We start from the raw sequence: 23,920 nt of genomic DNA, 5'->3' as shown, positions 1-23,920 counted from the left end.
TAAAGAGTAAGGGGAAAAGCGAATGGCGCGCACTCGTAGCCGCAGACGTGAACTCAAATCCGAGATCAATATCGTTCCCTTGCTGGACGTGTTGCTGGTTTTACTGCTGATTTTTATGGCAACTGCCCCCATTATTACGCAAAGCGTAGAAGTTGATCTACCTGACTCAGTGGATTCCAAAACAGTTTCCAGTACGGATAATCCACCAGTCATTGTAGAAGTTTCCGGGGTAGGGCGGTACAACATGGTTGTTAATCAGGAACGTCTGGAGCTTCTGCCTGAGCAACAAATTATTGCTGAAGCTCAAACTCTGATAAAAGCCAATCCGAAGACAATTTTCTTGATTGGGGGTTCAAAAGAAGTCCCTTATGATGAAGTCATCAAGGCTCTGAATATGCTTCGTCAGGCGGGGGTGAAATCAGTTGGTTTGATGACTCAGCCTATCGGTGCCTGAATGGCAGCTATCACTTAAAGTTTCTGGATGTCGAGCGTGGGAAAGACAAATAAGCAAAACAGCAGGCTAAATCGCGCCATTATTATTTCGGTTATTTTTCATATTATCCTGTTCGGGTTTCTGATTTGGGGCTCTTTGGAACAAAAAACTGAGATGGGTGGTGGTGGAGCTGGTGGGACAGTTATTGATGCGGTGATGATCGATCCAAATGCCGTAGTCCAGCAATATAACCAGCAACAACAGCAACAGGCTAATGCAAAATTAGCTGAGCAGCAGCGGAAGAAAAAAGCCGAACAACAAGCTGCTGAACTGCGGGCTAAACAGGCCGAAGAACAAGAGCGTCTGAAAGCTGCGGAAGAAGAGCGGATAAAAGCGCAGCAGGTTGCTGAAGAGCAGAGAAAGCAGGCTGATGCAGCCGCAGCTAAGGCTCGGCAAGAGCAGAAAATTGCAGAAGAAGCCGCAGCTAAAGCAAAAGCAGAGCAGGACAGAATTCTGAAAGAGCAGGAAGAAGCCCGACAAAAGGCAGAGGCTCAGGCCAGAAAAGAAGCTGAAGAAGCGGCGAAACGTAAAGCCGAAGCGGAAGCAAAGGCCAAAGCAGAAGCCGAGGCAAAAGCTAAAGCGGAAGCAGAAGCGAAGGCTAAAGCGGCTGCTGAAGAGAAAGCTAAAGCTGAAGCAGCGGCTAAAGCCAAAGCAGAGGCAAAAGCAAAAGCGAAAGCTGAAGCCAAACAAGAACAGACCGTAGATGATCTTATCGGAGGGTTAACTTCCAGTGCACCTAAACAGGGAGGAGCATCTGCAGCGGGTAAGGGCGGAGGTAAAAAAAGTGGTGCCTCGGATGTGGATATTAGCAACTACGAAGGGCAGATTCGTGCTGCAATTCAGAAGAATTTTTATGATTACAATTCGTATTTAGGGCGTACCTGTTATTTACGCATAAAACTAGCGCCAGATGGTTTTTTAATCAGCATTCAGAAGGTTGGAGGTGACACGGCACTGTGCAACGCGGCTATTACTGCGGCAAACCAAGCTAAACAAATGCCCCGTCCACCAAGTAACGAAGTTTATGAACGTGTTAAGGATTTCACACTAGGCTTTAAACCGCAATAAGATAACTATCTGGCTACATTGAAGTCTTTATTAGGTAAAAGTGCGGATAATTTATCTATGTAAACAAAATTATCAGATTTTATTTAGGTATCTGGTTTTGTTTGTTGGCGTTTGTTAGAATCCGGCGGATTATTGCGGGCATAGTGATCGCGATATGGGAGAGATGATGAAGCAAACTTTTAAACTGACGTTTAACGCGTTATTAGGTTTTCTGCTGCTATGGGCAACCTTTGCTCATGCAGAAGTCTATATTGAAATTACGAAAGGTGTTGATTCAGCCCGTCCTATTGGTGTTGTACCGTTCAAATGGACTGGGGCAGAGAATCCACCGGAAGCAATTGGTTCTATTGTTGCAGCGGATTTGAGAAACAGTGGGAAATTTAATCCCATCACGCCGGATCGCATGCCACAACAACCTACAACGGCATCAGAAGTCACTCCGGCTGCATGGTCTGCTCTCGGGATTGATTCGGTGGTTGTCGGGCAGATCCAGCCTGCTGCTGATGGTAAATATTTAGTTTCCTATCAGTTAGTTGATGCGGTTGGTACACCCGGCTCAGTATTGGCACAAAATCAATTTCAGGTTGATAAAAAATGGCTTCGCTATGCCGGGCATACGGTCAGTAATGAAGTATTTGAAAAACTGACAGGTATCAAAGGCGCATTTGCAACTCGCATAGCTTATGTCGTTACGAAAACCGTAACGGATAAATATCCGTATGAACTGCGTGTTGCCGACTATGACGGCTATAACGAAAATACCGTACATCGTTCACCAGCACCATTAATGTCCCCGGCATGGTCGCCAGACAGTTCTCAACTGGCCTATGTGACATTTGAAGGTGGTCACACTTCTTTGGTGGTTCAGACACTGGCAACAGGAGCAGTACGCCAGATAGCATCGTTTCCCCGCCACAACGGGGCTCCGGCATTTTCCCCTGACGGGACTAAGCTCGCTTTTGCGCTATCTAAAACAGGTAGTCTGAATTTATATGTGATGGATTTAGCTTCAGGGCAAATGAGTCAGGTAACAGATGGTCGCAGTAATAATACTGAACCAAGCTGGATGCCGGATAATCAGACACTGGTCTATACTTCGGACCAGGGCGGTCGCCCACAGTTATATAAAATTAATATTAATGGCGGTGCTCCACAACGACTGACTTGGGAAGGTTCACAGAACCAAGACGCTGATGTGAGTCCAGACGGTACTTTTATCGTTATGGTCAGCACAGCGAATGGCAGTCAGCACATCGCCAAACAGGATCTGGCAACGGGATCTGTTCAGGTTTTGACAGATACGTTTCTGGATGAAACGCCGAGTATCGCACCTAACGGCACTATGGTTATTTATAGCTCCACCCAAGGGTTGGGGACTGTATTGCAGCTAGTTTCGACTGACGGACGTTTCAAAGCGCGTCTTCCGGCCACTGATGGACAGGTGAAATCTCCTGCCTGGTCGCCGTATCTGTGATGCATAACAAGTATGTATGGCAAACTATAAAAGGATCAAAGAGATGCAATTGAACAAAGTGCTAAAAGGGCTGATGTTAGCTTTACCAATCATGGCCGTAGCAGCGTGTAGCAACACCAACAAAAATGGTAACACTGATCAATCAGGCGTAGGCACTGTTGATAATTCTTCTAAAGCAGGTCTGTCTGCTGAAGAATTAGCACGTCAGCAAATGCAGGAACTGCAAAACCACAACATCGTATACTTCGGTTTCGACAAATACGACATCAACAATGACTTTGCTCAGATGCTGGATGCACACGCAGCATTCCTGCGTAGCAACCCATCTGTTAGAGTGACTATCGAAGGTCATGCGGATGAGCGTGGTACTCCTGAGTACAATATCGCTCTGGGTGAGCGCCGTGCAAATGCAGTTAAAATGTATCTGCAAGGCAAAGGCGTTTCAGCTGACCAGCTGGCTGTTGTTTCTTACGGTAAAGAAAAACCAGCAGTACTGGGTCATGACGAAGCAGCATACGCTAAAAACCGTCGCGCTGTAATCGTATACTAAGAGTAATGCATGAACAGTAACTTCAGACATTTTGTATTGGGTCTGTCGTTATTGGTTGGCGTAGCGGCTCCCTGGGCCGCTACCGCCCGAGCGCCAATCAGTAATGTCGGCTCAGGCTCCACCGATGAGCGCCTTTCCCAGTTAGAGCGTGTTTCTGACGCTCACAGCCAGTTATTAACCCAACTTCAGCAGCAACTTGCTGACTCCCAACGTGATATTGATACGCTACGTGGTCAGATTCAGGAAAATCAGTACCAATTAAATCAGGTCATTGAGCGCCAGAAGGACATTTATCAGCAGTTAGGTAAAATAACAAATCCTTCAGATGCCGAAACTGGTAATGCTGCTTCATCAGCAGAGAAAGGCTCTGAGAATCCACAGGCATCTATCACAAGTACAGGAAGTGAGAAGGGAGACTACGATGCCGCTGTGGCTTTGGCTATCAATACCAAGGAATATGATAAGGCAATTGTAGCTTTTCAGAGTTTTGTCAAAGCCTATCCTAAGTCGAAATACCTATCGAATGCTAACTATTGGTTAGGTCAGCTGAATTATAACAAAGGCAAAAAGGACGATGCGGCTTATTATTTTGCGACTGTGGTGAAAAATTATCCTAAGTCGTCAAAAAGCAGCGATTCCCTGTATAAAGTTGGTCTGATTATGCAGGAGAAAGGGCAAAAGGATAAAGCTAAGGCAGTTTATCAGCAGGTAGTTAAGCAATATCCCGGCACGAGTGCAGCAAAAATGGCCGCTAAAAAGATTTCTGGAATGTAATAATCATCCCCAAAAGGTTATATATCGGTCTTTTTGGGGATGGTTGGGTGATTAATAATCGTTTGAACGGGTTTTAATAAAATAAATGTTGCGCCCAGCCGAGAAATCAGTAATATATGCCGCCGTTGGCACGCAATAGTGTTGCTAAACAAGATTTAAATGGGTCGTTAGCTCAGTCGGTAGAGCAGTTGACTTTTAATCAATTGGTCGCAGGTTCGAATCCTGCACGACCCACCATTTAAATCCACAATTCAGCCATATCCCAGATGGGTCGTTAGCTCAGTCGGTAGAGCAGTTGACTTTTAATCAATTGGTCGCAGGTTCGAATCCTGCACGACCCACCATCTAAAGTTTCAATCCAGAAATTTACAAATCATCCATTATCTCAGTCGATAAAAAAGTTGACTTTTAATCGATTGGTGTAGGTTTGAGCCGAACAAAGCAAGACAACAACGCATAAGCGTTGGCCCGAAGGGTGAGGCCGGAGGCCGAATCATCCTGCACGATTCACCATCTAAATGTATCGTTTCCGATATTATCAAAAACACATTCTATTCATTGCTATATGGTAAGTTGCTCGAATCATAAAAGCTAAACGTACCAGCAGTCGCCTGATCAAATCCGAAAATTATAATCGTATTACTGCCGAGGTTTAACCAAACTCCTGGGCGATATAGCCACGTCTGAGAGCCTGCTAATGTCCAATAACGACCGAGGTTGTGTTCGTTCACTAAAACGTAGACAGTCCTCCATGAGGACATATCAATATACATGTCTTTAGGAGTATAGATATTAAGTGTTGCCTTAGCAAAAAACGGGCGGGCGCTTGCAGGATTATTGATCTCGAAAGGTAGTTTCGCCAGTTGTGATGCCAAGAGCGGATAAAGAGTCTTCGCCCAGTTTGTCAGTACATTGCCATTCACTTTCACTTTGCCGGAAAGGCCACTTCCATCCGTTTACATTTTGAAGCTCATTTTCTTATACAGATGTACCGTAGTCATATACTGATAAGGATGATTTTAAATAGAGCTTTTAATACCTGATAAACGCCTCTGCTCGTCACCTATAATAAAGGTTAGTTAACCCCTTTATTGTGCCAAGCAAACATCCCTGATTATATGGTTTAATTTTCGTTCATAACGGTGTTGCGCTTATTATGTGAATGCAGGGTTTCCAATCAATATATTTCTTTTTTTGACAGTGTTACTAACTACTTTTATCGAGTTATTATTTACTGGTTATTAATAATTTATTTTTATATTTATAATGTCAGTAGCTGTGATTCGCATTAAGATTTTTAAAATACTTAAAGACTTTCACTTAAGAATTAGCTATCTTGTTTAGTATATAAAACAAAAATCGACTTACGGTTCGTTTTTTAGCCTGATTTTATGTCTTTGTTATTGATATACTAAACATTAATTACGGTAAGGATAAGAAAGCATGGATTTTCTCAGCAGATTTTTCAGTATAAATAACACTCTTCCTGTGGAGATACTTGGTTACCAACCTTCATATATCGAAGCTGTTGGTACAATTGCAGGTTTATTATGTATCTGGCTTGCCAGTCAGGAAAGGATTATTAACTATTTATTTGGTTTAATTAATGTTTCCTTATTCGCAGTAATATTTTTTCAAATTCAGCTCTATGCCAGTCTTATGCTACAAATCTTCTTCTTTGCAGCTAACATTTATGGTTGGTATGCCTGGAGCAAAGTCGATGAGCAGCAACAGAAAGAATTAAAAATCCGCTGGCTTAACCCTAAACAGATGCTCAGTGTTGCCGCTGTTTCTCTCATCTTTATCCTGATCATGACATTTAATATTGACCAAATATTTGGTTATATGGCAAAAACCTTTATTGTTATTTTGCAGGGAATTGGCTTTGGGGTCACCATGCCTGATTTGCAGCCGGATGCCTTCCCATTCTGGGATTCTGTCATGACAGTATTGTCAATCGTAGCCATGATTCTAATGACCCGTAAGCATGTGGAAAACTGGCTGATATGGGTACTTATTAATGTTATCAGCGTCGTTATTTACTTCCACCAAGAGGTATTAGCAATGTCCTTGCAGTATATTATTCTGACAGGGATTGCTCTGAATGGTGCCCGCCTGTGGATTAAAGTTGCTAAAAATAACCATGATGAATCACCTACAGACAACGCATCCACAGAGAATGCAAATTAATAACTAACCCGCCACAGGCCATAATGACTTATGGCCTGTTTATTGATGTTTCATTTATATCCGTTATTTTTCTAATTGCCTCTTTTTAAGCTGCATTCGCTCACTCAATTTATCGTTTTTATAAACATGCAGTTACCTGTGTTTCTGAGATTTTATTGGGTATATATATCCTTTCCCTTCTGTAAAAAGTCAGCTTATTTACTCACAAAGATTATTTACAGCACTTCGTCTAACAGTTAGATTGAGATCACAAAATTATTTTAAATAACTGTAAACACATTAGGTGAAAGGTCGATGAATTACCAGAATGACGATGTAAGGATAAGAAAAATAACAGAATTATTACCACCAGTTGCATTGCTGGAAAAATACCCTGCAACAAAAGATACTATTACTACTGTTCGTGAAGCTCGTGAATCCATTCATAATATTTTAGCTGGTGCAGATGATCGTCTACTAGTAATAATTGGACCATGCTCAATTCATGACACAAAGGCAGCTCTGGAATATGCAGAACGTCTGAATAAATTACGTCAGGAATTGAAAGCAGATTTAGAAATCGTGATGCGGGTTTATTTTGAAAAACCGCGTACTACAGTCGGCTGGAAGGGGTTAATCAATGACCCGAGAATGGATTGTAGTTTTGATATTAACGATGGATTACGGACAGCACGTAAACTTCTGCTCGATATTAACGATATTGGACTTCCGGCAGCAGGAGAATTCCTTGATATGATTACTCCTCAGTACCTTGCAGATCTTATGAGCTGGGGAGCGATAGGGGCGCGTACAACGGAATCTCAGGTTCATCGTGAATTGGCATCAGGGCTGTCCTGTCCGGTTGGTTTTAAAAATGGAACTGACGGCACAATAAAAGTAGCGATTGATGCTATTAATGCTGCCGGTTCATCGCACTGCTTCCTGTCAGTAACGAAGTGGGGGCATTCTGCCATTGTTAATACGGCGGGTAATCAGGATTGCCATATTATTCTGCGGGGTGGCAAAGAGCCGAATTACAGCTCTGAGCATGTCAGTGCGGTTAAAGAAGGTTTATTAAAAGCAGGTCTGGCACCACGGGTAATGATTGATTTTAGCCATGCGAACAGTTTGAAGCAGTTCAAAAGACAGATGGATGTAGGAACAGATGTTTGTGGCCAGATTTCTGCTGGAGATAGTGCCATTATCGGTGTGATGGTTGAAAGCCATCTGGTTGAAGGCAACCAAAGTCTGGATGATGATGAGCCGCTCGTTTATGGAAAAAGCGTGACAGATGCCTGTATTGGCTGGGATGACACTGAAACGTTATTACAGCAGTTGTCTCAGGCTGTCAGAACGCGCCGAGGATGATTCTGCATGAAAAAAGCCGGAGTAATTTCCGGCTTTTTGTATTTTTCTGAATTATTTCGCTTTACCCTGATTTGCGACGGCAGCAGCTTTTGCCGCGATCTCATCAGCATTACCCAGATAATAGTGTTTAATGGGTTTCATATTCTCGTCGAATTCATAAACCAGTGGCACAGCCGTTGGAATATTCAACTCAAGAATTTCGTCTTCACCCATATTATCCAGATACTTCACCAGTGCGCGCAGAGAATTACCGTGAGCGGCAATAATCACTTTTTCACCGTTTGCAACGCGAGGTTTAATCACTTCTTCCCAGTAAGGAACAACACGTTCAATAGTTGTCGCCAAACTTTCAGTGACAGGAAGTTCTTCGGGTCTCAGGTTTGCATAGCGAGGGTCATGACCGGGATAACGTTCATCGTCTTTGGTCAGATCAGGAGGAGTGATGGCAAAACCACGACGCCACAATTTAACCTGATCATCACCATACTTAGCCGCAGTTTCTGCTTTATCCAGACCTTGCAGGGCACCATAATGGCGTTCGTTCAGTTTCCAGCTTTTTTCAACCGGCAGCCATTGTTGATCGACTTGATCCAGAATATTCCATAATGTATGAATGGCGCGTTTCAAAACAGAGGTATAGGCAAAATCAAAAGCAAAACCTTCCTGTTTCAGCAATTGACCAGCCTGTTGTGCTTCATTGCGGCCTTTATCGGACAGTTCAACATCAGTCCAACCGGTAAAACGGTTCTCTTTGTTCCACTCACTCTCACCATGCCTTACAAGAACCAGCTTAGTTACAGCCATAGCTTAAACTCCTATCATTACTTTTTAATACAAAATGAAATGCTCGCTGCGGGCATTATATGGCGCGGCAGACCGAAACAGCAAACAATAGTCTCAGAACTCCTGTCTTAAATCATGTTTATAACCATCGTCTTTTAAAATCGATCGGGTGGTTTATCTGGGGAAAGTTGCAGCTTTACCCGCTGCAACTTGAAATTGGTCGGATAGAGGGAATTAGCTGATTATTGCTTTAACCGGGTAAGTGTAAAACAGCAGATGTAACATATTAAGTGTAAAGTGGAATCCGACGGCTACCCATAAACGACCACTCCACATCCATGCTATACCATAAATCAGCCCGGCCAATGTTGCGAAAGCCATCATGAGTCCACCACCGGCGAAGTGGGCAGCACCAAATAGCAGAGAAGTAATGGTCAACGCAGAATAGGGGTTCATCCACTGATTCAATTTTTGCTGAATATAGCCACGGAATAGGGCTTCTTCTGCCAATGATACGAATAAAATATTGGCAATAACGAATGCAGGGAACCAACCGGGAAGATGGAGTTCAACCGCCAGCCCGCCAAGAGCGGTTGCAAGTCCTAATAATAAGGGGACTGCGGCGATTAAAAATGCCCAACCGTGGGCTGGCGCATTAACTGCCGGAGTAGAACGGAATAAGCTCGGCATGCAGCAGAGTAAAATAAACGGAATCAGAGCCTTGTCAAAATTGAAATACATGGAAAAAGGTGTGCTGAGTGGCCCAGCCTGCACTTTGTCCAGATATTTCAGGTTATGAAATCCGGGGATTAAATGTATAAATAACAACACACTAACCATAACCAACATGGCTTCGGTAATACTTTTACCGATGATGTGCCCTTTGGTCTTGAAATAGACATGTGCCAGACCTAACACACTTATCATTAATAATGAGATTATTGCGGGGGAACCCAGTATATGAGTACTGATCCCTACAGCAATAGCTAAGAATGCAATGAAAAAGGCGATTTTTTGGCGAATATCTAACAGTGCCAGCGAAGCGGCAAGTAAAGTCCAACCCATACAACTCTCGGTTATTTTTGAAAAAATAGGTAAATAGTCTAAAAATAGGCCGAGATTTTATAGCAAGAGACGAAAAATTCAAAAAAAATAATAAAAATTATCAAAAAAGTGTCTGCATATCATTTTGCACATTCTCCCTCTCAGTCACATTTGAGAGGGAGGATAATGAAATTAATCATAAAAGAGGGGCAGAAATCAGCTTCGTTTCATATCGGTAAATACCGCCATCAGGAATAAATTTCAGCCGATGAGTGATGCACTCCGGCGCATCTTCCTGATGATGGGAGACAAACAGAAGTTGGGTATCGCCACTTTTAATCATGATATCAATGAAGCGCAGAACTAGCTGTCGGTTAAGTGAATCAAGCCCTTGCAATGGTTCATCAAGTATTAATAGGGCCGGATGTTTCACTAAGGCACGGGCAATTAAGACAAGGCGTTGTTGCCCCCATGACAGGCTGTGAAATGGGCTGTTTGCCGTTGTCTCGGATAAACCTAATAATGCCAGCCACTCATTTGCCAACTGCCGCTGGCGATCGGAAACGGCCTGATAAAGCCCGATGGAGTCGAAGAAACCGGAGAGAATGACATTGCGAACGCTGGTACTGACACGATAATCAAGGTGAATACTATTACTGACATAACCAATATGGCGTTTAATATCCCAGATAGTTTCTCCGCTTCCCCGCTGACGACCGAACAGAACCAACTGATTGCTGTACCCCTGAGGATGATCGCCGGTAATCAGGCTGAGAAGCGTGGATTTTCCCGCACCATTCTCACCCACAATCTGCCAGTGTTCACCGGGATTAACCTGCCAGCTCAGATTATGTAATATCGGTTTATCATTATATTTAACAACAATATCGTGCATTGATACCAGCGGCTGCTCTGACAGAAACTGCTTATCAGTCCTGCATTCATCTGTTTCCGGTAGCCGGATATTTTTCAGTTCTTCACTGTGCGCTAATTGTGCAACCAGAGATTCAGCTAAAACATGCATTTTTTCTCCGTAGAGCACCAGTTGACAATCGGCAAGTACACCAACTCTCTTAATAAAATCAGGGATCTGGTTAAACCTGTTCAGAAGGAAAATCAGTGTGATGCCTTTTTCGGCCAGTGTTGCTAATAGCTGAGATAATTGCTCGCGGGCATAAGTATCTAGTCCGTCAAACGGCTCATCAAGAATAAGAAGGTCTGGATCAGCCATTAATGCCTGACAAAGCAATACCTTTCGCACTTCCCCGGTAGAGAGATATTTGAATCGGCGTGAAAGCAAATCCTTAATGCCAAAATATGCCGATAGCTCAAGGCACAATTCATTATCTTTATGATGGAGCTGAATTATCTCTGCGGCAGTGCGACCGGTATCATTTTCATGCTCACTGAGCAGGTCTGTATTATTGCGTTGCCACTCTTCATCAACCAGTTGCTGAAGCAGCTCGAAAGAGAGGCGCACCGGAGTATGGAAAGAGCAATGTATTTCACCTGTAAGTTGAGTTAATTCATTCGATAAAACACAGGCCAGAGCGGACTTTCCACTGCCATTTGACCCGACAAATGCCCAGCTTTCCCCAGCGATGATTTTTAGTGACGGTATCGTCAGGATACGAGTGTCACTTAAACGGAAACTACCTTGCGATACTTGCAATTCAGACATTTTTCTTCCTTTTTAAGCAACATCAACTAAAGGATCACAGAAATAAGCGGAATAATGCTCAATGTCAATGAGTAGTCGTCTGTTATTCGTTATGGATTGCTATTTTGGGATAGGGGAATATTAATTGTTAGAGGGAATATTCGGCCTTCCCTAAATACGCCTAACATAATGCGGTAATAATCACTTTATCAGCACTAAAAAAGGCGGTGACAATATCATCCGGCTGAAGCGCTAAACTTGTTATTTCCTGATTGGATAATGTAGCGCAGAGCGATTCTCCTCCATTCAGACTCACAATAATTTCACTGTATTGTGATCCTGCTTCAATTTGGCTGATTTGGCCTGATAACTTATTTTCGACCATGGCTGTGTTGCCGGAAGCTGTAGAGCCAGAACCTCTACATAAGGTAATCCACGATGCTTTAATCAGTGCGATCACCTCTTTTCCTTTTACCAAACCTAATCGTTCAGCACTTTGTTCTGTGACAGATGCGTGGATAGTGGTTTTACCGTCCGCCAACAAAATACCGATATTTTGCTGAATACTCTCATTATCACGCTCAATGACTGTACCGAAAAACTGATTTCTGGCACTGGACTGCAAAGAAAAACGGGAAATGGCTGCCAATAGACTATCCAGAGGCAGTGAATCATCTTTAAGAACATCAAATGCTTTTTGCTGAATTTTTTCTAACAAGCCATAAAGTTGTATCAGGCGTTCGCCGTAAGACGTCACTTGAGCACCGCCACCTCCTTTGCCGCCTGTTGCACGTTCAACCAATAATTCATCTGCAAGATGGTTCATCTCATTGATAGCATCCCAGGCACTTTTGTAGCTGATACCAGCCTGTCTGGCTCCCTGACTGATAGAGCCGGTGATTTTTATCTGCTTCAGTAATTCAATTCGCCGGGGATCGGCGAAAACCCGATGCTGTAATTTAAGAGTTAATAATATTTCGGCTTGCATAGTGATTCATTTCAGGCAACTATTTGAAAGTTTTTACAGAATAACCGTAAGAATCGCACGTTTCGTCGGTTACTGTTACCTTTTTATTGTCTAGAATAGTGCAATTATTGTCTGTGCAGTACAGCATTTCGCCTCATTAGCGGGCTGTTCACTGCCGGATGAAAATGAAGCTGAATAAGGTACGGCTTTTATTGTACGGCTGGATTATAGTCATTCATGATATGAGGTATACATGTTTGAACTGATTAAAAGTATAGCGTTTGAACTGGTCATGGTTCCTGTTGTCATGGTCACCATTCTTGGGTTGATTTACGTGTTGGGTGAATTGTTTAACGTTATTTCTAAAAATGAAACAAAAGGTATTGAGCGCTAGTCTGGCTTAATTTGGCTGTCAGCGCCTCTGCAATTCTCTTTCTTGCAGATATGCCATTTTGATCGCATCTTGTTGATAAACCCTGTTATTTAAAACGGGGTTTATTTTTTTATCACGGCATATATCACTTTTTTCTCCGTATCACTATTCCTGCGTATCACTATCAAAAATACTGAAGATGGCTTCTGTTTTCTGAGTAATCTTTACATCAAATTAGTATAAAAGCTAAAACTGGCTCACAACTTGCCGATTAATCACAGAATAGTATTTTCATTTAACGTTGTATCTTGTTATATACAGCGCACCGTCTTGGTTACCATAAGTGGAATACAATATGAAAAAGCGAGTGATAAAGCGTTCTTATCAGTTACTGGCAGGGGCTGTAGTCTTTTTTTCTCTTGTTGGGAATAGCTGGGCTGCGGAAAAAGTGACTGTTTTTGCTGCTGCATCATTGACGAATGCGCTTAACGATATTGCTGAGCAGTATAAAAAAGACAACCGGGGAGAAATTGTTGCCTCTTACGCATCATCTTCCACACTGGCGCGTCAGATAGAGCAGGGAGCACCCGCTGATCTGTTTGTTTCTGCTGATCAGCAATGGATGAATTACCTTTCCGGCAAGAAGCTGATTATCAAAAACAGTCGTCATACTTTGTTGGGGAATCAACTGGTTCTGATTGCGCCTAAAGAGAGTAAGCTGAATAAAGTTGATATCAACCGGGAAACAAAATGGCACTCTTTACTGGCCGGAGGGCGTCTGGCGGTTGGTGATCCTGACCATGTTCCTGTTGGTATTTATGCTAAAGAATCCCTGCAATATCTGGGATCATGGGATTCAGTTGAACCATTGCTGGCCCGTACTAACAATGTACGTAGTGGTATGGTTCTGGTTGAGCGGGAAGAAGTACCACTGGGAATTGTTTATGGTTCTGACGCTGTAGCCAGCAAAAAAGTGAAAGTTGTGGGTATATTCCCGCAAGAGAGCCATAAACCGGTGGAATATCCGATCGCAATTATTAAAGGTCATGAAAATCAGGCGGTACGGGATTTTTATGATTATCTTAAAACCCCTGAAGCCGTTGAAGTTTTCACTCGTTACGGCTTTAGTCCACTGTAGGAACTATTCTTTTGGAGATGTTAAGTGAATATGAATGGCAGGCAATTTTACTGAGTCTGAAAATCTCAGGGATTGCCGTGTTGTTCAGTTTGCCATTAGGGATTTTGATGGCATGGGTTCTGGCGCGTTGTCAGTTTTTTGGCAAATCCCTGCTTGATAGTGTGATCCATTTACCACTGGTATTGCCTCCGGTTGTTGTGGGTTATCTGTTGCTAATCAGTATGGGGCGGCGCGGCCTATTCGGCGAATTTCTCTATGACTGGTTTGGTGTCAGCTTCGCATTCAACTGGACAGGTGCGGCACTGGCTTCGGCAGTAGTTGCCTTTCCACTCATGGTCAGGGCAATCCGTCTGGCGCTGGAGGCGATAGATCTTCGTCTGGAACAGGCAGCGCGCACATTAGGAGCCAGTTCACTTAAGGTCTTTTTCACGATTACGTTACCACTTTCATTGCCGGGAATTATTGTTGGCTCTGTGCTGGCTTTTGCCCGTTCGCTGGGGGAATTTGGTGCAACGATTACTTTTGTGTCAAATATTCCCGGTGAGACACGAACCATCCCCCTTGCCATGTATACATTGATTGAAATGCCCGGAGCAGAAACCGCGGCTGCGCGTTTATGTGTGATTGCAGTGATTTTGGCTCTGGTGTCATTATTGCTGTCCGAATGGCTGACCCGCTGGGGAAGAAAGCGGTTGGGGGCAGCATGTTAGAACTAAATTTCGAACAGCGTCTGGGTGATCTGCATATGCAGGTTGATACCACTTTACAGGGGGAAAGCATTACAGCCATTTTCGGGCTTTCCGGCGCCGGAAAAACGTCGCTAATCAATGCGATTGCTGGTCTGACCCGACCGCAGAAAGGCCGGATTATCTTAAATGAACGCATTCTGGTCGATACAGAAAACAAAATATTCCTGCCCCCGGAAAAACGTCGAATCGGCTATGTTTTTCAGGATGCCCGGCTTTTTCCGCATTATCGGGTTAAAGGGAATTTACAATATGGTATGTTACCGGATATGCAGCCGTATTTTGGCAAAATTGTCGAGTTGCTTGGCATTGAGCATCTGTTATCACGTTTTCCGATAACCTTATCCGGTGGAGAAAAACAGCGGGTTGCGATCGGGCGGGCATTACTGACAGGGCCTGAGTTATTGCTGATGGATGAGCCAATGGCCTCACTGGATCTGCCACGTAAACGTGAATTATTACCGTATCTGGAAAAACTGTCTGAAGATATCAAAATACCGATCCTGTATGTCAGCCACAATCTGGATGAAATTATCCATCTGGCTGACAACGTAGTTGTGATGGATCAGGGAAAAATCAGAGTATCAGGCACACTGGAAGAGGTGTGGGCAAACAGCATACTGCGTCCGTGGCTGCAAAAAGAGAACCTGAGCAGTATATTGACGGTGACAGTAATGGAACATCATCAGCGTTATCATATGACTGCAGTCGCGGTAGCTGATAAGGCTCTCTGGTTACCGGAAATTGCTGTAACGGAAGGAACTGATCTGCGTATCCGCATTGATGCTTCGGATGTTTCATTAGTATTAGAGCCGCCAAGAGGCAGCAGTATTCGTAATACCTTACAGGTAAAAGTGATTGAATTTTTCGAAAATGGGGGGCAGGTAGATGTCAAACTTGCCCTGAGTGACCATTATCTGTGGGCAAGGATCACTCCGTGGGCACGGGAAGCACTTAATCTGCGAGAAGGGCAGTGGTTATATGCCCAAATTAAAAGTATTGCGTTAAATCGCCACCTGTAAACTGAGCTTAGTGGATTGGAGGGAGCATGATGAACTTATGCTCCTAACGCTACCTTAACTCCTTAAAACCCTTAAAGCACATATTTTCGGATGACCTCAGCAATACCGGGCTGAACATTATTTTTAGTGACAAGATCAGCCCGTGCTTTGACATCATCAACAGCATTCCCCATTGCAACCCCCAAACCTGCGGATTCCAGCATACTGATATCATTAAAATTATCGCCAAAAGCAATAACATCTCTCATGCTCATCCCTTGTGATTCAACCCATTGCTGTAAGCACAGCCCTTTACTGTTGCCTTTTTTGGTGATATCGACCTGATCAACCCATGACCATTCACATTCCAGATCGATTTCTTCTCTGATTTTTTCACTGACCTCACGCAATTTCGTTAAATCAGTGGACATCGTGGCTAATTTCCAGATGAAACTGACATTATGCAGGGCTTCCTGAAAATCGCTGATATGGCGGAGAGTAGGGCGCTGATGCTCAGGCAGAGAATCTGACCATGCAAGGGTGCGGGTAACGGTGTGTGGAGATTCATATAAAATAGCCTCATCAACATACATCAGATGATCGATTTCAGTTCCCTGTAGATAAGAAAGTGCTTGAGAGGCTTCCTGAATCGAGAGAGGATTAGCAGTCAGAACTTTTTTAGCCTGATAATCATATGAATAAGCTCCGTTACAGCAAATTGCTGGTGTGTCGAGCTTGAGTGCCTGATAGAAAGGATGAATGGCAACATGATGGCGGCCAGTGGCGATCAAAACCTTAATGCCAGCCTGACGAGCCTCATTCAGAGCCGCGAGCGATTCTGGCAGAATATTTTTTTGTGGATCAAGCAGCGTCCCATCCAGATCCAGTGCGATAACGCGGTATGACATGAATTAGCCTCTAGACTTGTTGATGATTTGAGCAGACAGTATATGTTAATGAAAAATGGTTAAACTGATATACACTTCGTCTTTCAAGCTGCCTCTTTGTTGGCTACGCTCGCTCACCCCAGTCACATAGTTATCTATGCTCCTGGGAATTTACTCCCTTGCCGCCGCGACGCATCTTGAAATCCATTGTGTATATATATTTAGTTTAACAGACATATTTTTTCAGGAATCATTGCAGATCAATAAAATAGTGATGGAGCTTTAAGGAGAGAAAATGAAACAAGTAGTTTATACAGCAAGCCCGAATAGCCGTCAGATTCACGTCTGGTCTTTGAATATTGCCGGAGAGCTTTCACTGCTCCAGACAGTCAGCGTACCGGGCGAAGTACAGCCAATGGTAATCCATCCTGATGGCAAACACTTATATGTCGGGATTCGCCCTCAATTCAGCGTTGTAACTTATAAAATCAGTGCTGACGGTCGTTTAGAGCAGCAGTCTGTTGCCCCGTTACCGGGAAGCCCGACGCATATTTCAACGGACAGAGAAGGGCGTTTTTTATTTTCTGCTTCCTATAGCTTCAATAATTTAAGTGTCCATCCTATTGATGAAAATGGCGTTGCTAAAGCTCCCATCCAAATTGTAGAAGGGTTGAAAGCGCCGCATTCAGCCAATATTGATAAGAAAAATCAGCAATTACTGGTTCCGTGCCTGAAAGAAGATCACATCCGTATTTTTGATCTGAATGACCACGGTTATCTGACTGAACGTCACGCGGATGAAATTACGACAGAAGCAGGAGCTGGCCCGCGTCATATGGCTTTCCATCCTGAAAAACCGGCGATTTATTGCGTTAATGAACTGGATTCAACTGTTGATGTACTGCGTAAATGGGAAAAATACCGGATAGTACAATCAGTAGACTCATTACCGACTGATTTCTCCAGCACCCGCTGGTCTGCGGATATTCATATCACGCCAGATGGCCGCCATCTCTACACCAGTGAGCGTTCTGAAAGTATTATCAGCCACTTTGTGGTGTCAGAAGATGGCTATCATCTGACACTGGCAGGGCATTATCCGACAGAAAGCCAACCCCGTGGTTTTGCTATTGATTACAACGGTAATTTCTTAATTGCTTCCGGTCAGAAATCAGATCACATTTCAGTATCCGCTATTGATAAATATACCGGAAAGCTCACCCGACTAGCCCGTTATCCGGTTAGTAAAGGCCCGATGTGGGTAACGGTATTGGCGTTGAACTAATGACCATGAGCTTTTAGGTTATCTCTCTTTGAAAGAAGCCGCGCAGATTTTTAGCGCGGCAATTAATATTTCTCTGAAATATAGTGAAAATAAATATTTAAAAAATTATTTTAGACGAAATTAAAATTCCCTACTCCTGAGAAAACAATCGGGTATGTAACCAATATATTATGTTGATGTACAGAAATTAAATCACCCAGATAAACGTTTCCTTTAAATAAACGTAAATGGATTTTCTGTGGGTAAATGAAAAGCTGGAAATTAAGTGGTGTATTTATAATGGTATTAGTGTGATGAATAACACCACTAAGGTAAATATTGTTGAAATTTATTTGTGGCATGTTATAGCCACCATAAATATATCCGTTAAAATTAGCATTTCTTCTGGGATAAGGATTATTGCCAATTAATACAGGATAAGACGATACTTGAATGAATGGATAGCTTCCGATTTGATGATATGTATTGATATTAAAATATCCACTCACATACTCTGTTGTTCTAACGACAGGGACTGGATAAGGCAATGGGTGTATTTCAGGAGTGATTCCGAATAAAGGAGCAAGTTCAGGTTTCTCTTTTGCTATCGCCTCATAGTGTGATTGCTCTTGTTCATATATATTTTGAGATTGTTTAAATACAGCTTCCATTTCTTCATTAGACGGTACAGACAGTTTTTCCTGATTCATGGTGTATTCCTCTCTGGTTAAAATATACACTTCGCCTTTCAAGCTGCCTCTTTGTTGGCTACGCTCGCTCACTCCGGTCACATAGTTATCTATGTGACCGGGGATTTACTCCCTTGCCGCCGCGATGCATGTTAAAATTCATTGTGCATAAATAGGAGTGAGTGGAATATAGCAAGAATATTTTCTTTAGATGAGAAAGAATCTGTTTAATTGATTGCCAATATTTATCAATAATTGACTTTTAATAATAAATGAATTATCTGTTATTTTTTGATAATAAATAACAGAGGCAGCATTATTACCAATGCTGCCATTAATAATTAAATTATTGCGTCAGTAATTGAGTTTGTCAGTTTTAACAATTGCTCAGACTGAATAATATAAGGAGGCATTAAATAAACTAAACGTCCGAACGGCCTGATCCAGGCACCCTGCTGGACAAAACGGCGCTGGAGTGAAGCCACATCAACAGCCTGTTTCATTTCAACCACACCAATAGCACCTAATACCCGGACGTCTTCAACTGAATCATGAAATTTCAGCGGCAGCAGCTCTGTTTTTAAGTGAGATTCAATTGACTGAATGCGCTGTTGCCACGGGCTTTCTGTCAGTAATTTCAGGCTGGCGCTGGCAACCGCGCAGGCCAGAGGATTACCCATAAATGTCGGGCCATGCATAAAACAGCCAGCTTCACCCTGACTAATGGTTTCGGCAACATGGCGGGTAGTCAGCGTTGCGGATAAGGTCATATAACCGCCCGTTAATGCTTTGCCTAAGCACAAAATATCCGGCTCTATGTCTGCATGTTCACAGGCAAATAATTTACCTGTGCGCCCGAAGCCGGTAGCGATTTCATCAGCGATCAACAGAATCTGATATTCATTACAAAGATGGCGCACCTGACGCAGGTATTCAGGATGGTAAATCCGCATTCCACCCGCCCCCTGAACAATGGGTTCCAGAATAACGGCGGCGATTTCATCGTGATGCTGTAACAAAAGTTGCCGGAAAGAAGTGATATCTTCCGGTTGCCATTCACCATCAAAGCGGGATTTCGGCGCATCAGCAAACAGATGATCGGGCAGATAGCCTTGATAAAGACTGTGCATAGAATTTTCGGGATCACAGACTGACATGGCTCCGAAAGTATCACCATGATAACCATGCCTCAGTGTCAGGAATTTCTGACGTTTTTTCTGCTGTTGCTGCTCTCTGGCCTGCCAGTATTGCAGGGCCATTTTCATGGCAACTTCTACCGCGACCGATCCGGAGTCAGCCAGAAAAACACATTCCAGTGAGGCCGGAGTCATTGCTACCAGTTGCTTACACAGCTCTATCGCTGGTGGATGGGTAATACCGCCAAACATCACATGCGACATTTTATCGATTTGCGATTTTGCGGCTTCATTAAGGGTAGGATGGTTGTAGCCGTGAATTGCCGCCCACCATGAAGACATACCGTCAATTAATTGGCGTCCATCAGACAGCTCAAGCTCAACGCCACTGGCAGAAACAACCGGATAAGTGGGGAGCGGATGGCTCATTGATGTGTATGGATGCCAGATATGGCGCAGGTCAAATTCAATATCTGAAGGATTCATCATAAATCTATTGTAAACCTTTTAACTCTTGTTTTAGTTGACATGATAGCGGCGTTATTTAAACTGACAACTTTTATTTCGTACTATTTTTTACTAGTTCGTACTGGAGAAGTTATTGTGAGTGAACGTCAGCAATGGAGTCTCAAGCAGGCTCAGGCTCTGTTTGATCAGCCTTTTTTTGAATTACTGTTTCAGGCACAACAGGTACATCGTGAGCACTTTGATCCGCAGCAGGTTCAGGTCAGTACACTCCTTTCAATAAAAACGGGAGCCTGCCCGGAAGATTGTAAATATTGTCCACAGAGTTCCCGTTATAAAACCGGTCTGGAAAAAGAGCGCCTGATGGAAGTGGAGAAAGTTATCGAATCTGCCCATAAAGCTAAAAAGGCAGGCTCGACTCGCTTTTGTATGGGAGCAGCATGGAAAAACCCACATGAACGGGATATGCCTTATCTGGAAAAAATGGTTAAAGAAGTGAAGTCACTGGGTATGGAAACCTGCATGACACTGGGAATGCTGAACCCGTCTCAGGCAGAGCGTCTGGCTGAAGCTGGGCTGGATTATTATAACCATAATCTGGATACCTCACCGGAATTTTACGGCAACATCATTACTACGCGCAGTTATCAGGACAGACTTGATACGTTGGAAAATGTCAGAGACGCAGGTATTAAAGTGTGTTCAGGCGGTATTGTCGGATTGGGAGAGGAAATTCGTGACCGTGCTGCGCTGTTGGTGCAACTGGCAAACCTGCCGATGCCGCCGGAAAGTGTCCCCATTAATATGCTGGTAAAAGTGAAAGGGACTCCGCTGGAGAATAATGAAGAAGTCGATCCATTTGACTTTATCCGCACTATTGCCGTGGCGCGTATTATGATGCCGAAATCGTATGTCCGCTTATCGGCGGGGCGTGAGCAGATGAATGAACAGACACAGGCCATGTGCTTTATGGCAGGCGCTAACTCTATTTTTTATGGCTGCAAATTACTGACAACGCCGAATCCGGGCGAAGACAAAGATTTACAACTGTTCCGTCGGTTAGGCATCAACCCTCAGCAGACAAAAACCGCATTTGGTGACAAACAGCAGCAACAGCATCTGACAGAAGCCATCATCAATAATACTGACAACGAACAATTCTATAATGCGGCAATATGATGAACTGGTCAGATTCTCTTTCCCGACGGCTGGCCGAACGTCGGGGCACATCCTTATGGCGCAGCAGGCAAATTCATCAATGCTCAAACGGGCGGTTTTTGTACGCTTCTGACGGACAACAATATCTGAACTTTTCCAGCAATGATTATCTTGGGTTGAGTCAACATCCAGAGATTATTGCTGCGTGGCAACAAGGTGCTGAACAGTATGGTGTTGGTAGTGGTGGTTCGGGGCATGTAACGGGATATACCTCAGCTCATCATACACTGGAACAGCAACTGGCGGAGTGGCTTGGCTATTCCCGAGCTTTACTGTTTATTTCCGGCTATTCAGCTAATCAGGGGGTGATAACGGCTCTGATGGAAAAAGAAGATCGCATTATTGCCGACCGCCTGAGCCATGCGTCTCTGATGGAAGCAGCCATACATTCACCAGCGCAGCTCAGGCGCTTTCTGCATAATAATCCGGATTCTCTGAAACAGTATTTGGAAAAATCGTGTACAGGCAAAACACTGGTAGTGACAGAAGGTGTTTTTAGTATGGATGGGGATTGTGCACCACTGGGTGAAATTGCCCGACAGGCGCAATCTGCAAACTGTTGGCTGATGGTTGATGATGCCCACGGTATCGGAATTTATGGTGATGAGGGAAGAGGAAGCTGTTGGTCGCAGAATGTTAAGCCGGAGATTTTAATCGTTACTTTTGGTAAGGCATTTGGTTTGAGTGGTGCGGCGGTACTGTGTGATGCAACGTCCGCAGAATACTTTCTCCAATATTCCCGGCACTTGATTTACAGCACTTCTATGCCACCGGCTCAGGCGGTTGCGCTTTCCGCAGCCATGCGCCAAATTCGTGAGGGAGATGAATTGCGCCAGCGTCTGCAAAATAATATCCGTTATTTTCGTCGTGAAGCACAAAACCTCTCTTTTGTGCTGACGGATTCTGAAACCGCTATTCAACCCGTGATCATCGGTAGTAATGAACGGTGCATCACATTATCCGAGAGACTCAAGCAACAGAACCTATGGGTAAAAGCAATACTGCCACCGACAGTAGCGCCGGACAGTGCCCGCTTACGTATCACGCTGACTGCGAATCACACCCAACGGGATATTGATGTATTACTGGAGGCACTGCGTGGATCTGACAGTTAGCGATGTTGATAAAAACAGAATTGATAAGAGTCGAGTTGACAAACAGGCAATCGCAGGTGCTTTTGGTAAAGCGGCTGCCCGCTATGATGCTGTGGCAAAACTACAGCAACAAACCGGTGAATATCTGATGAAAATGGTACAGTCAGAAGATATCGGTAACCGGATATTGGATGCTGGCTGTGGGACAGGTTTTTTCAGTAAACGCTGGAAACAGAAGGGTAAACGGGTTATTGCGCTGGATTTGGCAGCCGGAATGTTAAGCCATGCCAAAGGGTTACAGGCTGCTGATTATTATCTGCAAGGGGATATCGAAAATCTGGGGCTGGCTGATAACAGTGTTGATGTCTGTTTCAGCAATTTAGCGGTGCAATGGTGCAATGAACTGCCCCGGGTATTGCAGGAATTTCATCGAGTAACCCGCCCCGGTGGGCTGATCCTATTTTCCACTCTGGCACAAGGATCGCTATGGGAGCTGGAAACAGCATGGAAACATATTGATGATTACCGGCACATTAACCAGTTTCTGCCTTTGCAGACCATTGCAGACGCATGTCAGCCTTATCGGCATCAAATCAGACATCAGCAATATAATCAGCGTTATCCGCAATTATTGCCTTTATTAAATTCGCTAAAAGGCATTGGTGCTACGCACCTTCATCATGGACGGCAGCAAGGGCTGATGACAAGAAAACGCATGAGTGCGCTTTCAGCAGCATATCCCAAAAATAATGGGGATTATCTATTAAGCTATCAAATTGTTTTTGGAGTCATTTATTGTGACAAGTAAATACTTTCTTACCGGAACTGATACTGAAGTGGGTAAAACGGTTGTCAGTTGTGCATTATTACAGGCAGCTCATGAAAAAGGTTATCAGACTGCGGGTTATAAACCAGTGGCATCAGGTAGTGAACTCACTGCCGAAGGTATACGTAACGGGGATGCGCTGGCTTTATTGCATAACAGTTCAGTCCCTCTCACTTATCAGGAGGTGAATCGGCTAGCCTTTATTGAACCGACATCTCCTCACATCGTCAGCGCTGAACTTAATCAGCCTATTGAGTTTTCTGTCATGTCTCAGGGGCTGACTACATTATCAGCAAAAGCAAACTGGGTGTTAATTGAGGGAGCCGGAGGCTGGTATACACCGCTATCAGAGAACAGTACTTTTGCCGACTGGGTGATTCAGGAGGAACTGCCCGTAATATTGACGGTAGGCATAAAATTAGGCTGTATTAATCATGCTTTGTTGACAGCAAAAGCAATACAGGATTCAGGGCTGAAATTAGCCGGTTGGGTTGCTAATGAAATTGAACTGCCCGGCAGTCGGCAGGCTGAATATCTGGCAACATTGAAGAGAATGATCCCAGCTCACCTACTTGGCGTTATCCCCCATATGAGTGGCATCGAGGCTGAATGTCATGGAATAGGCAGTAATATAGGGAAATATATAAACATTGATTTATTGGTTAACTAGCTGTTTGAATAATGTTAGTTAAAATTCCTTTAGGGATTAGTAAGCTAACTGAAATATTAGTAT

24 protein-coding genes, 2 tRNA genes and 1 other RNA gene are annotated in these 23,920 nt (G+C 43.7%); 19 read left to right on the top strand and 8 right to left on the bottom strand.

Annotated elements, in window-relative coordinates; translation table 11 throughout:
- Positions 1-22: 22 nt before the first annotated feature.
- From tolR to Xinn_RS09495, 8 genes are all read left to right on the top strand, one after another.
- The gene (gene tolR, locus Xinn_RS09530; RefSeq protein WP_086953752.1) at positions 23-454 is read left to right on the top strand and encodes a colicin uptake protein TolR; all 432 of its coding nucleotides are present in this window, start codon (positions 23-25) and stop codon (positions 452-454) included.
- Between the two features lie 36 nt (positions 455-490).
- The gene (gene tolA, locus Xinn_RS09525; RefSeq protein ID WP_169923560.1) at positions 491-1,561 is read left to right on the top strand and encodes a cell envelope integrity protein TolA; all 1,071 of its coding nucleotides are present in this window, start codon (positions 491-493) and stop codon (positions 1,559-1,561) included.
- Between the two features lie 166 nt (positions 1,562-1,727).
- Positions 1,728-3,035 (top strand): Tol-Pal system beta propeller repeat protein TolB, encoded by a 1,308-nt coding sequence (gene tolB / locus Xinn_RS09520; protein WP_086953750.1) that lies wholly within the window; start codon positions 1,728-1,730, stop codon positions 3,033-3,035.
- A 43-nt stretch (positions 3,036-3,078) separates the two neighbouring features.
- A complete protein-coding gene (gene pal / locus Xinn_RS09515; protein WP_086953749.1) occupies positions 3,079-3,585 on the top strand; it encodes a peptidoglycan-associated lipoprotein Pal in 507 nt (168 codons plus the stop codon).
- Between the two features lie 9 nt (positions 3,586-3,594).
- On the top strand, positions 3,595-4,359 hold the full coding sequence (gene cpoB, locus Xinn_RS09510) for a cell division protein CpoB (RefSeq protein ID WP_086953748.1): 765 nt from the start codon (positions 3,595-3,597) through the stop codon (positions 4,357-4,359).
- A gap of 161 nt (positions 4,360-4,520) precedes the next feature.
- Positions 4,521-4,596, top strand: a tRNA-Lys gene (locus Xinn_RS09505).
- Positions 4,597-4,627: 31 nt separating this feature from the next.
- Positions 4,628-4,703, top strand: a tRNA-Lys gene (locus Xinn_RS09500).
- Positions 4,704-4,743: 40 nt separating this feature from the next.
- Positions 4,744-4,872, top strand: a non-coding RNA gene (locus Xinn_RS09495) — RtT sRNA.
- A gap of 38 nt (positions 4,873-4,910) precedes the next feature.
- On the opposite strand, the gene Xinn_RS09490 is transcribed toward Xinn_RS09495, so the two are convergent.
- Positions 4,911-5,282: a hypothetical protein gene (locus Xinn_RS09490; protein ID WP_143706510.1), complete on the bottom strand. Its 372-nt coding sequence runs from the start codon at positions 5,280-5,282 to the stop codon at positions 4,911-4,913.
- Between the two features lie 520 nt (positions 5,283-5,802).
- Between Xinn_RS09490 and pnuC the strand changes: the two genes are divergently transcribed.
- Together pnuC and aroG are read left to right on the top strand one after the other, a co-directional pair.
- A complete protein-coding gene (gene pnuC, locus Xinn_RS09485; RefSeq protein ID WP_086953746.1) occupies positions 5,803-6,549 on the top strand; it encodes a nicotinamide riboside transporter PnuC in 747 nt (248 codons plus the stop codon).
- A gap of 294 nt (positions 6,550-6,843) precedes the next feature.
- The gene (aroG, locus tag Xinn_RS09480) at positions 6,844-7,896 is read left to right on the top strand and encodes a 3-deoxy-7-phosphoheptulonate synthase AroG (protein WP_086953745.1); all 1,053 of its coding nucleotides are present in this window, start codon (positions 6,844-6,846) and stop codon (positions 7,894-7,896) included.
- A 51-nt stretch (positions 7,897-7,947) separates the two neighbouring features.
- On the opposite strand, the gene gpmA is transcribed toward aroG, so the two are convergent.
- The 4 genes from gpmA to modE all read right to left on the bottom strand — a co-directional run bounded on the left by gpmA (position 7,948) and on the right by modE (position 12,371).
- Positions 7,948-8,700, bottom strand: coding sequence for a 2,3-diphosphoglycerate-dependent phosphoglycerate mutase (gene gpmA / locus Xinn_RS09475; RefSeq protein WP_086953744.1), 753 nt, complete (start codon positions 8,698-8,700; stop codon positions 7,948-7,950).
- A 213-nt stretch (positions 8,701-8,913) separates the two neighbouring features.
- Entirely contained in the window at positions 8,914-9,744 is an 831-nt protein-coding gene (locus tag Xinn_RS09470; RefSeq protein ID WP_086953743.1) for a CPBP family intramembrane glutamic endopeptidase, read from the bottom strand.
- A 175-nt stretch (positions 9,745-9,919) separates the two neighbouring features.
- On the bottom strand, positions 9,920-11,404 hold the full coding sequence (gene modF / locus Xinn_RS09465; RefSeq protein WP_086953742.1) for a molybdate ABC transporter ATP-binding protein ModF: 1,485 nt from the start codon (positions 11,402-11,404) through the stop codon (positions 9,920-9,922).
- A 160-nt stretch (positions 11,405-11,564) separates the two neighbouring features.
- Positions 11,565-12,371, bottom strand: coding sequence for a molybdenum-dependent transcriptional regulator (gene modE, locus Xinn_RS09460; RefSeq protein ID WP_086953741.1), 807 nt, complete (start codon positions 12,369-12,371; stop codon positions 11,565-11,567).
- Positions 12,372-12,603: 232 nt separating this feature from the next.
- On the opposite strand from modE, the gene Xinn_RS09455 reads away from it, so the two are divergent.
- The 4 genes from Xinn_RS09455 to modC all read left to right on the top strand — a co-directional run bounded on the left by Xinn_RS09455 (position 12,604) and on the right by modC (position 15,629).
- The gene (locus Xinn_RS09455; protein ID WP_086953740.1) at positions 12,604-12,744 is read left to right on the top strand and encodes an AcrZ family multidrug efflux pump-associated protein; all 141 of its coding nucleotides are present in this window, start codon (positions 12,604-12,606) and stop codon (positions 12,742-12,744) included.
- Positions 12,745-13,078: 334 nt separating this feature from the next.
- Positions 13,079-13,861: a molybdate ABC transporter substrate-binding protein gene (modA, locus tag Xinn_RS09450; RefSeq protein ID WP_086953739.1), complete on the top strand. Its 783-nt coding sequence runs from the start codon at positions 13,079-13,081 to the stop codon at positions 13,859-13,861.
- A 17-nt stretch (positions 13,862-13,878) separates the two neighbouring features.
- A complete protein-coding gene (gene modB, locus Xinn_RS09445) occupies positions 13,879-14,571 on the top strand; it encodes a molybdate ABC transporter permease subunit (protein WP_086953738.1) in 693 nt (230 codons plus the stop codon).
- Positions 14,565-15,629: a molybdenum ABC transporter ATP-binding protein ModC gene (gene modC / locus Xinn_RS09440; protein WP_169923561.1), complete on the top strand. Its 1,065-nt coding sequence runs from the start codon at positions 14,565-14,567 to the stop codon at positions 15,627-15,629. Before modB ends, modC begins: the two co-directional genes overlap by 7 nt.
- 71 nt (positions 15,630-15,700) lie before the next feature.
- On the opposite strand, the gene Xinn_RS09435 is transcribed toward modC, so the two are convergent.
- Positions 15,701-16,516, bottom strand: a complete 816-nt coding sequence (locus tag Xinn_RS09435; protein ID WP_086953736.1) for a pyridoxal phosphatase — start codon at positions 16,514-16,516, stop codon at positions 15,701-15,703.
- Between the two features lie 274 nt (positions 16,517-16,790).
- Here Xinn_RS09435 and pgl point away from each other — a divergent pair, with 274 nt between their 5' ends.
- On the top strand, positions 16,791-17,780 hold the full coding sequence (pgl, locus tag Xinn_RS09430; protein ID WP_086953735.1) for a 6-phosphogluconolactonase: 990 nt from the start codon (positions 16,791-16,793) through the stop codon (positions 17,778-17,780).
- A 110-nt stretch (positions 17,781-17,890) separates the two neighbouring features.
- Here pgl and Xinn_RS09425 read toward each other — a convergent pair whose 3' ends face one another.
- Positions 17,891-18,541, bottom strand: a complete 651-nt coding sequence (locus Xinn_RS09425; RefSeq protein ID WP_244590178.1) for a hypothetical protein — start codon at positions 18,539-18,541, stop codon at positions 17,891-17,893.
- A 248-nt stretch (positions 18,542-18,789) separates the two neighbouring features.
- Complete coding sequence (gene bioA / locus Xinn_RS09420) at positions 18,790-20,070, bottom strand: adenosylmethionine--8-amino-7-oxononanoate transaminase (protein WP_086956457.1); 1,281 nt, start codon at positions 20,068-20,070, stop codon at positions 18,790-18,792.
- A gap of 117 nt (positions 20,071-20,187) precedes the next feature.
- Here bioA and bioB point away from each other — a divergent pair, with 117 nt between their 5' ends.
- From bioB to bioD, 4 genes are read left to right on the top strand one after another with little or no spacing between them, the layout of a single operon-like run.
- Positions 20,188-21,228, top strand: coding sequence for a biotin synthase BioB (gene bioB / locus Xinn_RS09415; RefSeq protein ID WP_086953733.1), 1,041 nt, complete (start codon positions 20,188-20,190; stop codon positions 21,226-21,228).
- Positions 21,228-22,382 carry an 8-amino-7-oxononanoate synthase gene (gene bioF, locus Xinn_RS09410; RefSeq protein ID WP_086953732.1) on the top strand — a complete coding sequence of 385 codons (1,155 nt, stop codon included), beginning with the start codon at positions 21,228-21,230 and terminating at the stop codon, positions 22,380-22,382. Before bioB ends, bioF begins: the two co-directional genes overlap by 1 nt.
- Positions 22,366-23,169, top strand: a complete 804-nt coding sequence (gene bioC, locus Xinn_RS09405; RefSeq protein WP_244590177.1) for a malonyl-ACP O-methyltransferase BioC — start codon at positions 22,366-22,368, stop codon at positions 23,167-23,169. The genes bioF and bioC overlap by 17 nt, the downstream gene beginning before the upstream one ends.
- Complete coding sequence (bioD, locus tag Xinn_RS09400; RefSeq protein ID WP_086953730.1) at positions 23,159-23,857, top strand: dethiobiotin synthase; 699 nt, start codon at positions 23,159-23,161, stop codon at positions 23,855-23,857. The genes bioC and bioD overlap by 11 nt, the downstream gene beginning before the upstream one ends.
- Positions 23,858-23,920: the final 63 nt, after the last annotated feature.

Source organism: Xenorhabdus innexi (genome assembly GCF_002632485.1).
Lineage (GTDB): Bacteria > Pseudomonadota > Gammaproteobacteria > Enterobacterales > Enterobacteriaceae > Xenorhabdus > Xenorhabdus innexi.
Note: the sequence above shows the minus strand (reverse complement) of the source record. Positions and strands in the feature narration are given on the sequence as shown.

Bases quoted from the DNA above. Each gene is read 5' to 3' on its own strand.
- tolR (WP_086953752.1), top strand. From the start codon at position 23: ATGGCGCGCACTCGTAGCCGCAGACGTGAACTCAAATCCGAGATCAAT.
- pal (WP_086953749.1), top strand. From the start codon at position 3,079: ATGCAATTGAACAAAGTGCTAAAAGGGCTGATGTTAGCTTTACCAATC.
- modA (WP_086953739.1), top strand. From the start codon at position 13,079: ATGAAAAAGCGAGTGATAAAGCGTTCTTATCAGTTACTGGCAGGGGCT.
- Xinn_RS09470 (WP_086953743.1), bottom strand. From the start codon at position 9,744: ATGGGTTGGACTTTACTTGCCGCTTCGCTGGCACTGTTAGATATTCGC.
- Xinn_RS09455 (WP_086953740.1), top strand. From the start codon at position 12,604: ATGTTTGAACTGATTAAAAGTATAGCGTTTGAACTGGTCATGGTTCCT.
- gpmA (WP_086953744.1), bottom strand. From the start codon at position 8,700: ATGGCTGTAACTAAGCTGGTTCTTGTAAGGCATGGTGAGAGTGAGTGG.
- modC (WP_169923561.1), top strand. From the start codon at position 14,565: ATGTTAGAACTAAATTTCGAACAGCGTCTGGGTGATCTGCATATGCAG.
- tolB (WP_086953750.1), top strand. From the start codon at position 1,728: ATGAAGCAAACTTTTAAACTGACGTTTAACGCGTTATTAGGTTTTCTG.
- aroG (WP_086953745.1), top strand. From the start codon at position 6,844: ATGAATTACCAGAATGACGATGTAAGGATAAGAAAAATAACAGAATTA.
- modB (WP_086953738.1), top strand. From the start codon at position 13,879: ATGTTAAGTGAATATGAATGGCAGGCAATTTTACTGAGTCTGAAAATC.
- bioA (WP_086956457.1), bottom strand. From the start codon at position 20,070: ATGAATCCTTCAGATATTGAATTTGACCTGCGCCATATCTGGCATCCA.
- modF (WP_086953742.1), bottom strand. From the start codon at position 11,404: ATGTCTGAATTGCAAGTATCGCAAGGTAGTTTCCGTTTAAGTGACACT.
- bioF (WP_086953732.1), top strand. From the start codon at position 21,228: ATGAACTGGTCAGATTCTCTTTCCCGACGGCTGGCCGAACGTCGGGGC.
- modE (WP_086953741.1), bottom strand. From the start codon at position 12,371: ATGCAAGCCGAAATATTATTAACTCTTAAATTACAGCATCGGGTTTTC.
- Xinn_RS09435 (WP_086953736.1), bottom strand. From the start codon at position 16,516: ATGTCATACCGCGTTATCGCACTGGATCTGGATGGGACGCTGCTTGAT.
- cpoB (WP_086953748.1), top strand. From the start codon at position 3,595: ATGAACAGTAACTTCAGACATTTTGTATTGGGTCTGTCGTTATTGGTT.
- pnuC (WP_086953746.1), top strand. From the start codon at position 5,803: ATGGATTTTCTCAGCAGATTTTTCAGTATAAATAACACTCTTCCTGTG.
- pgl (WP_086953735.1), top strand. From the start codon at position 16,791: ATGAAACAAGTAGTTTATACAGCAAGCCCGAATAGCCGTCAGATTCAC.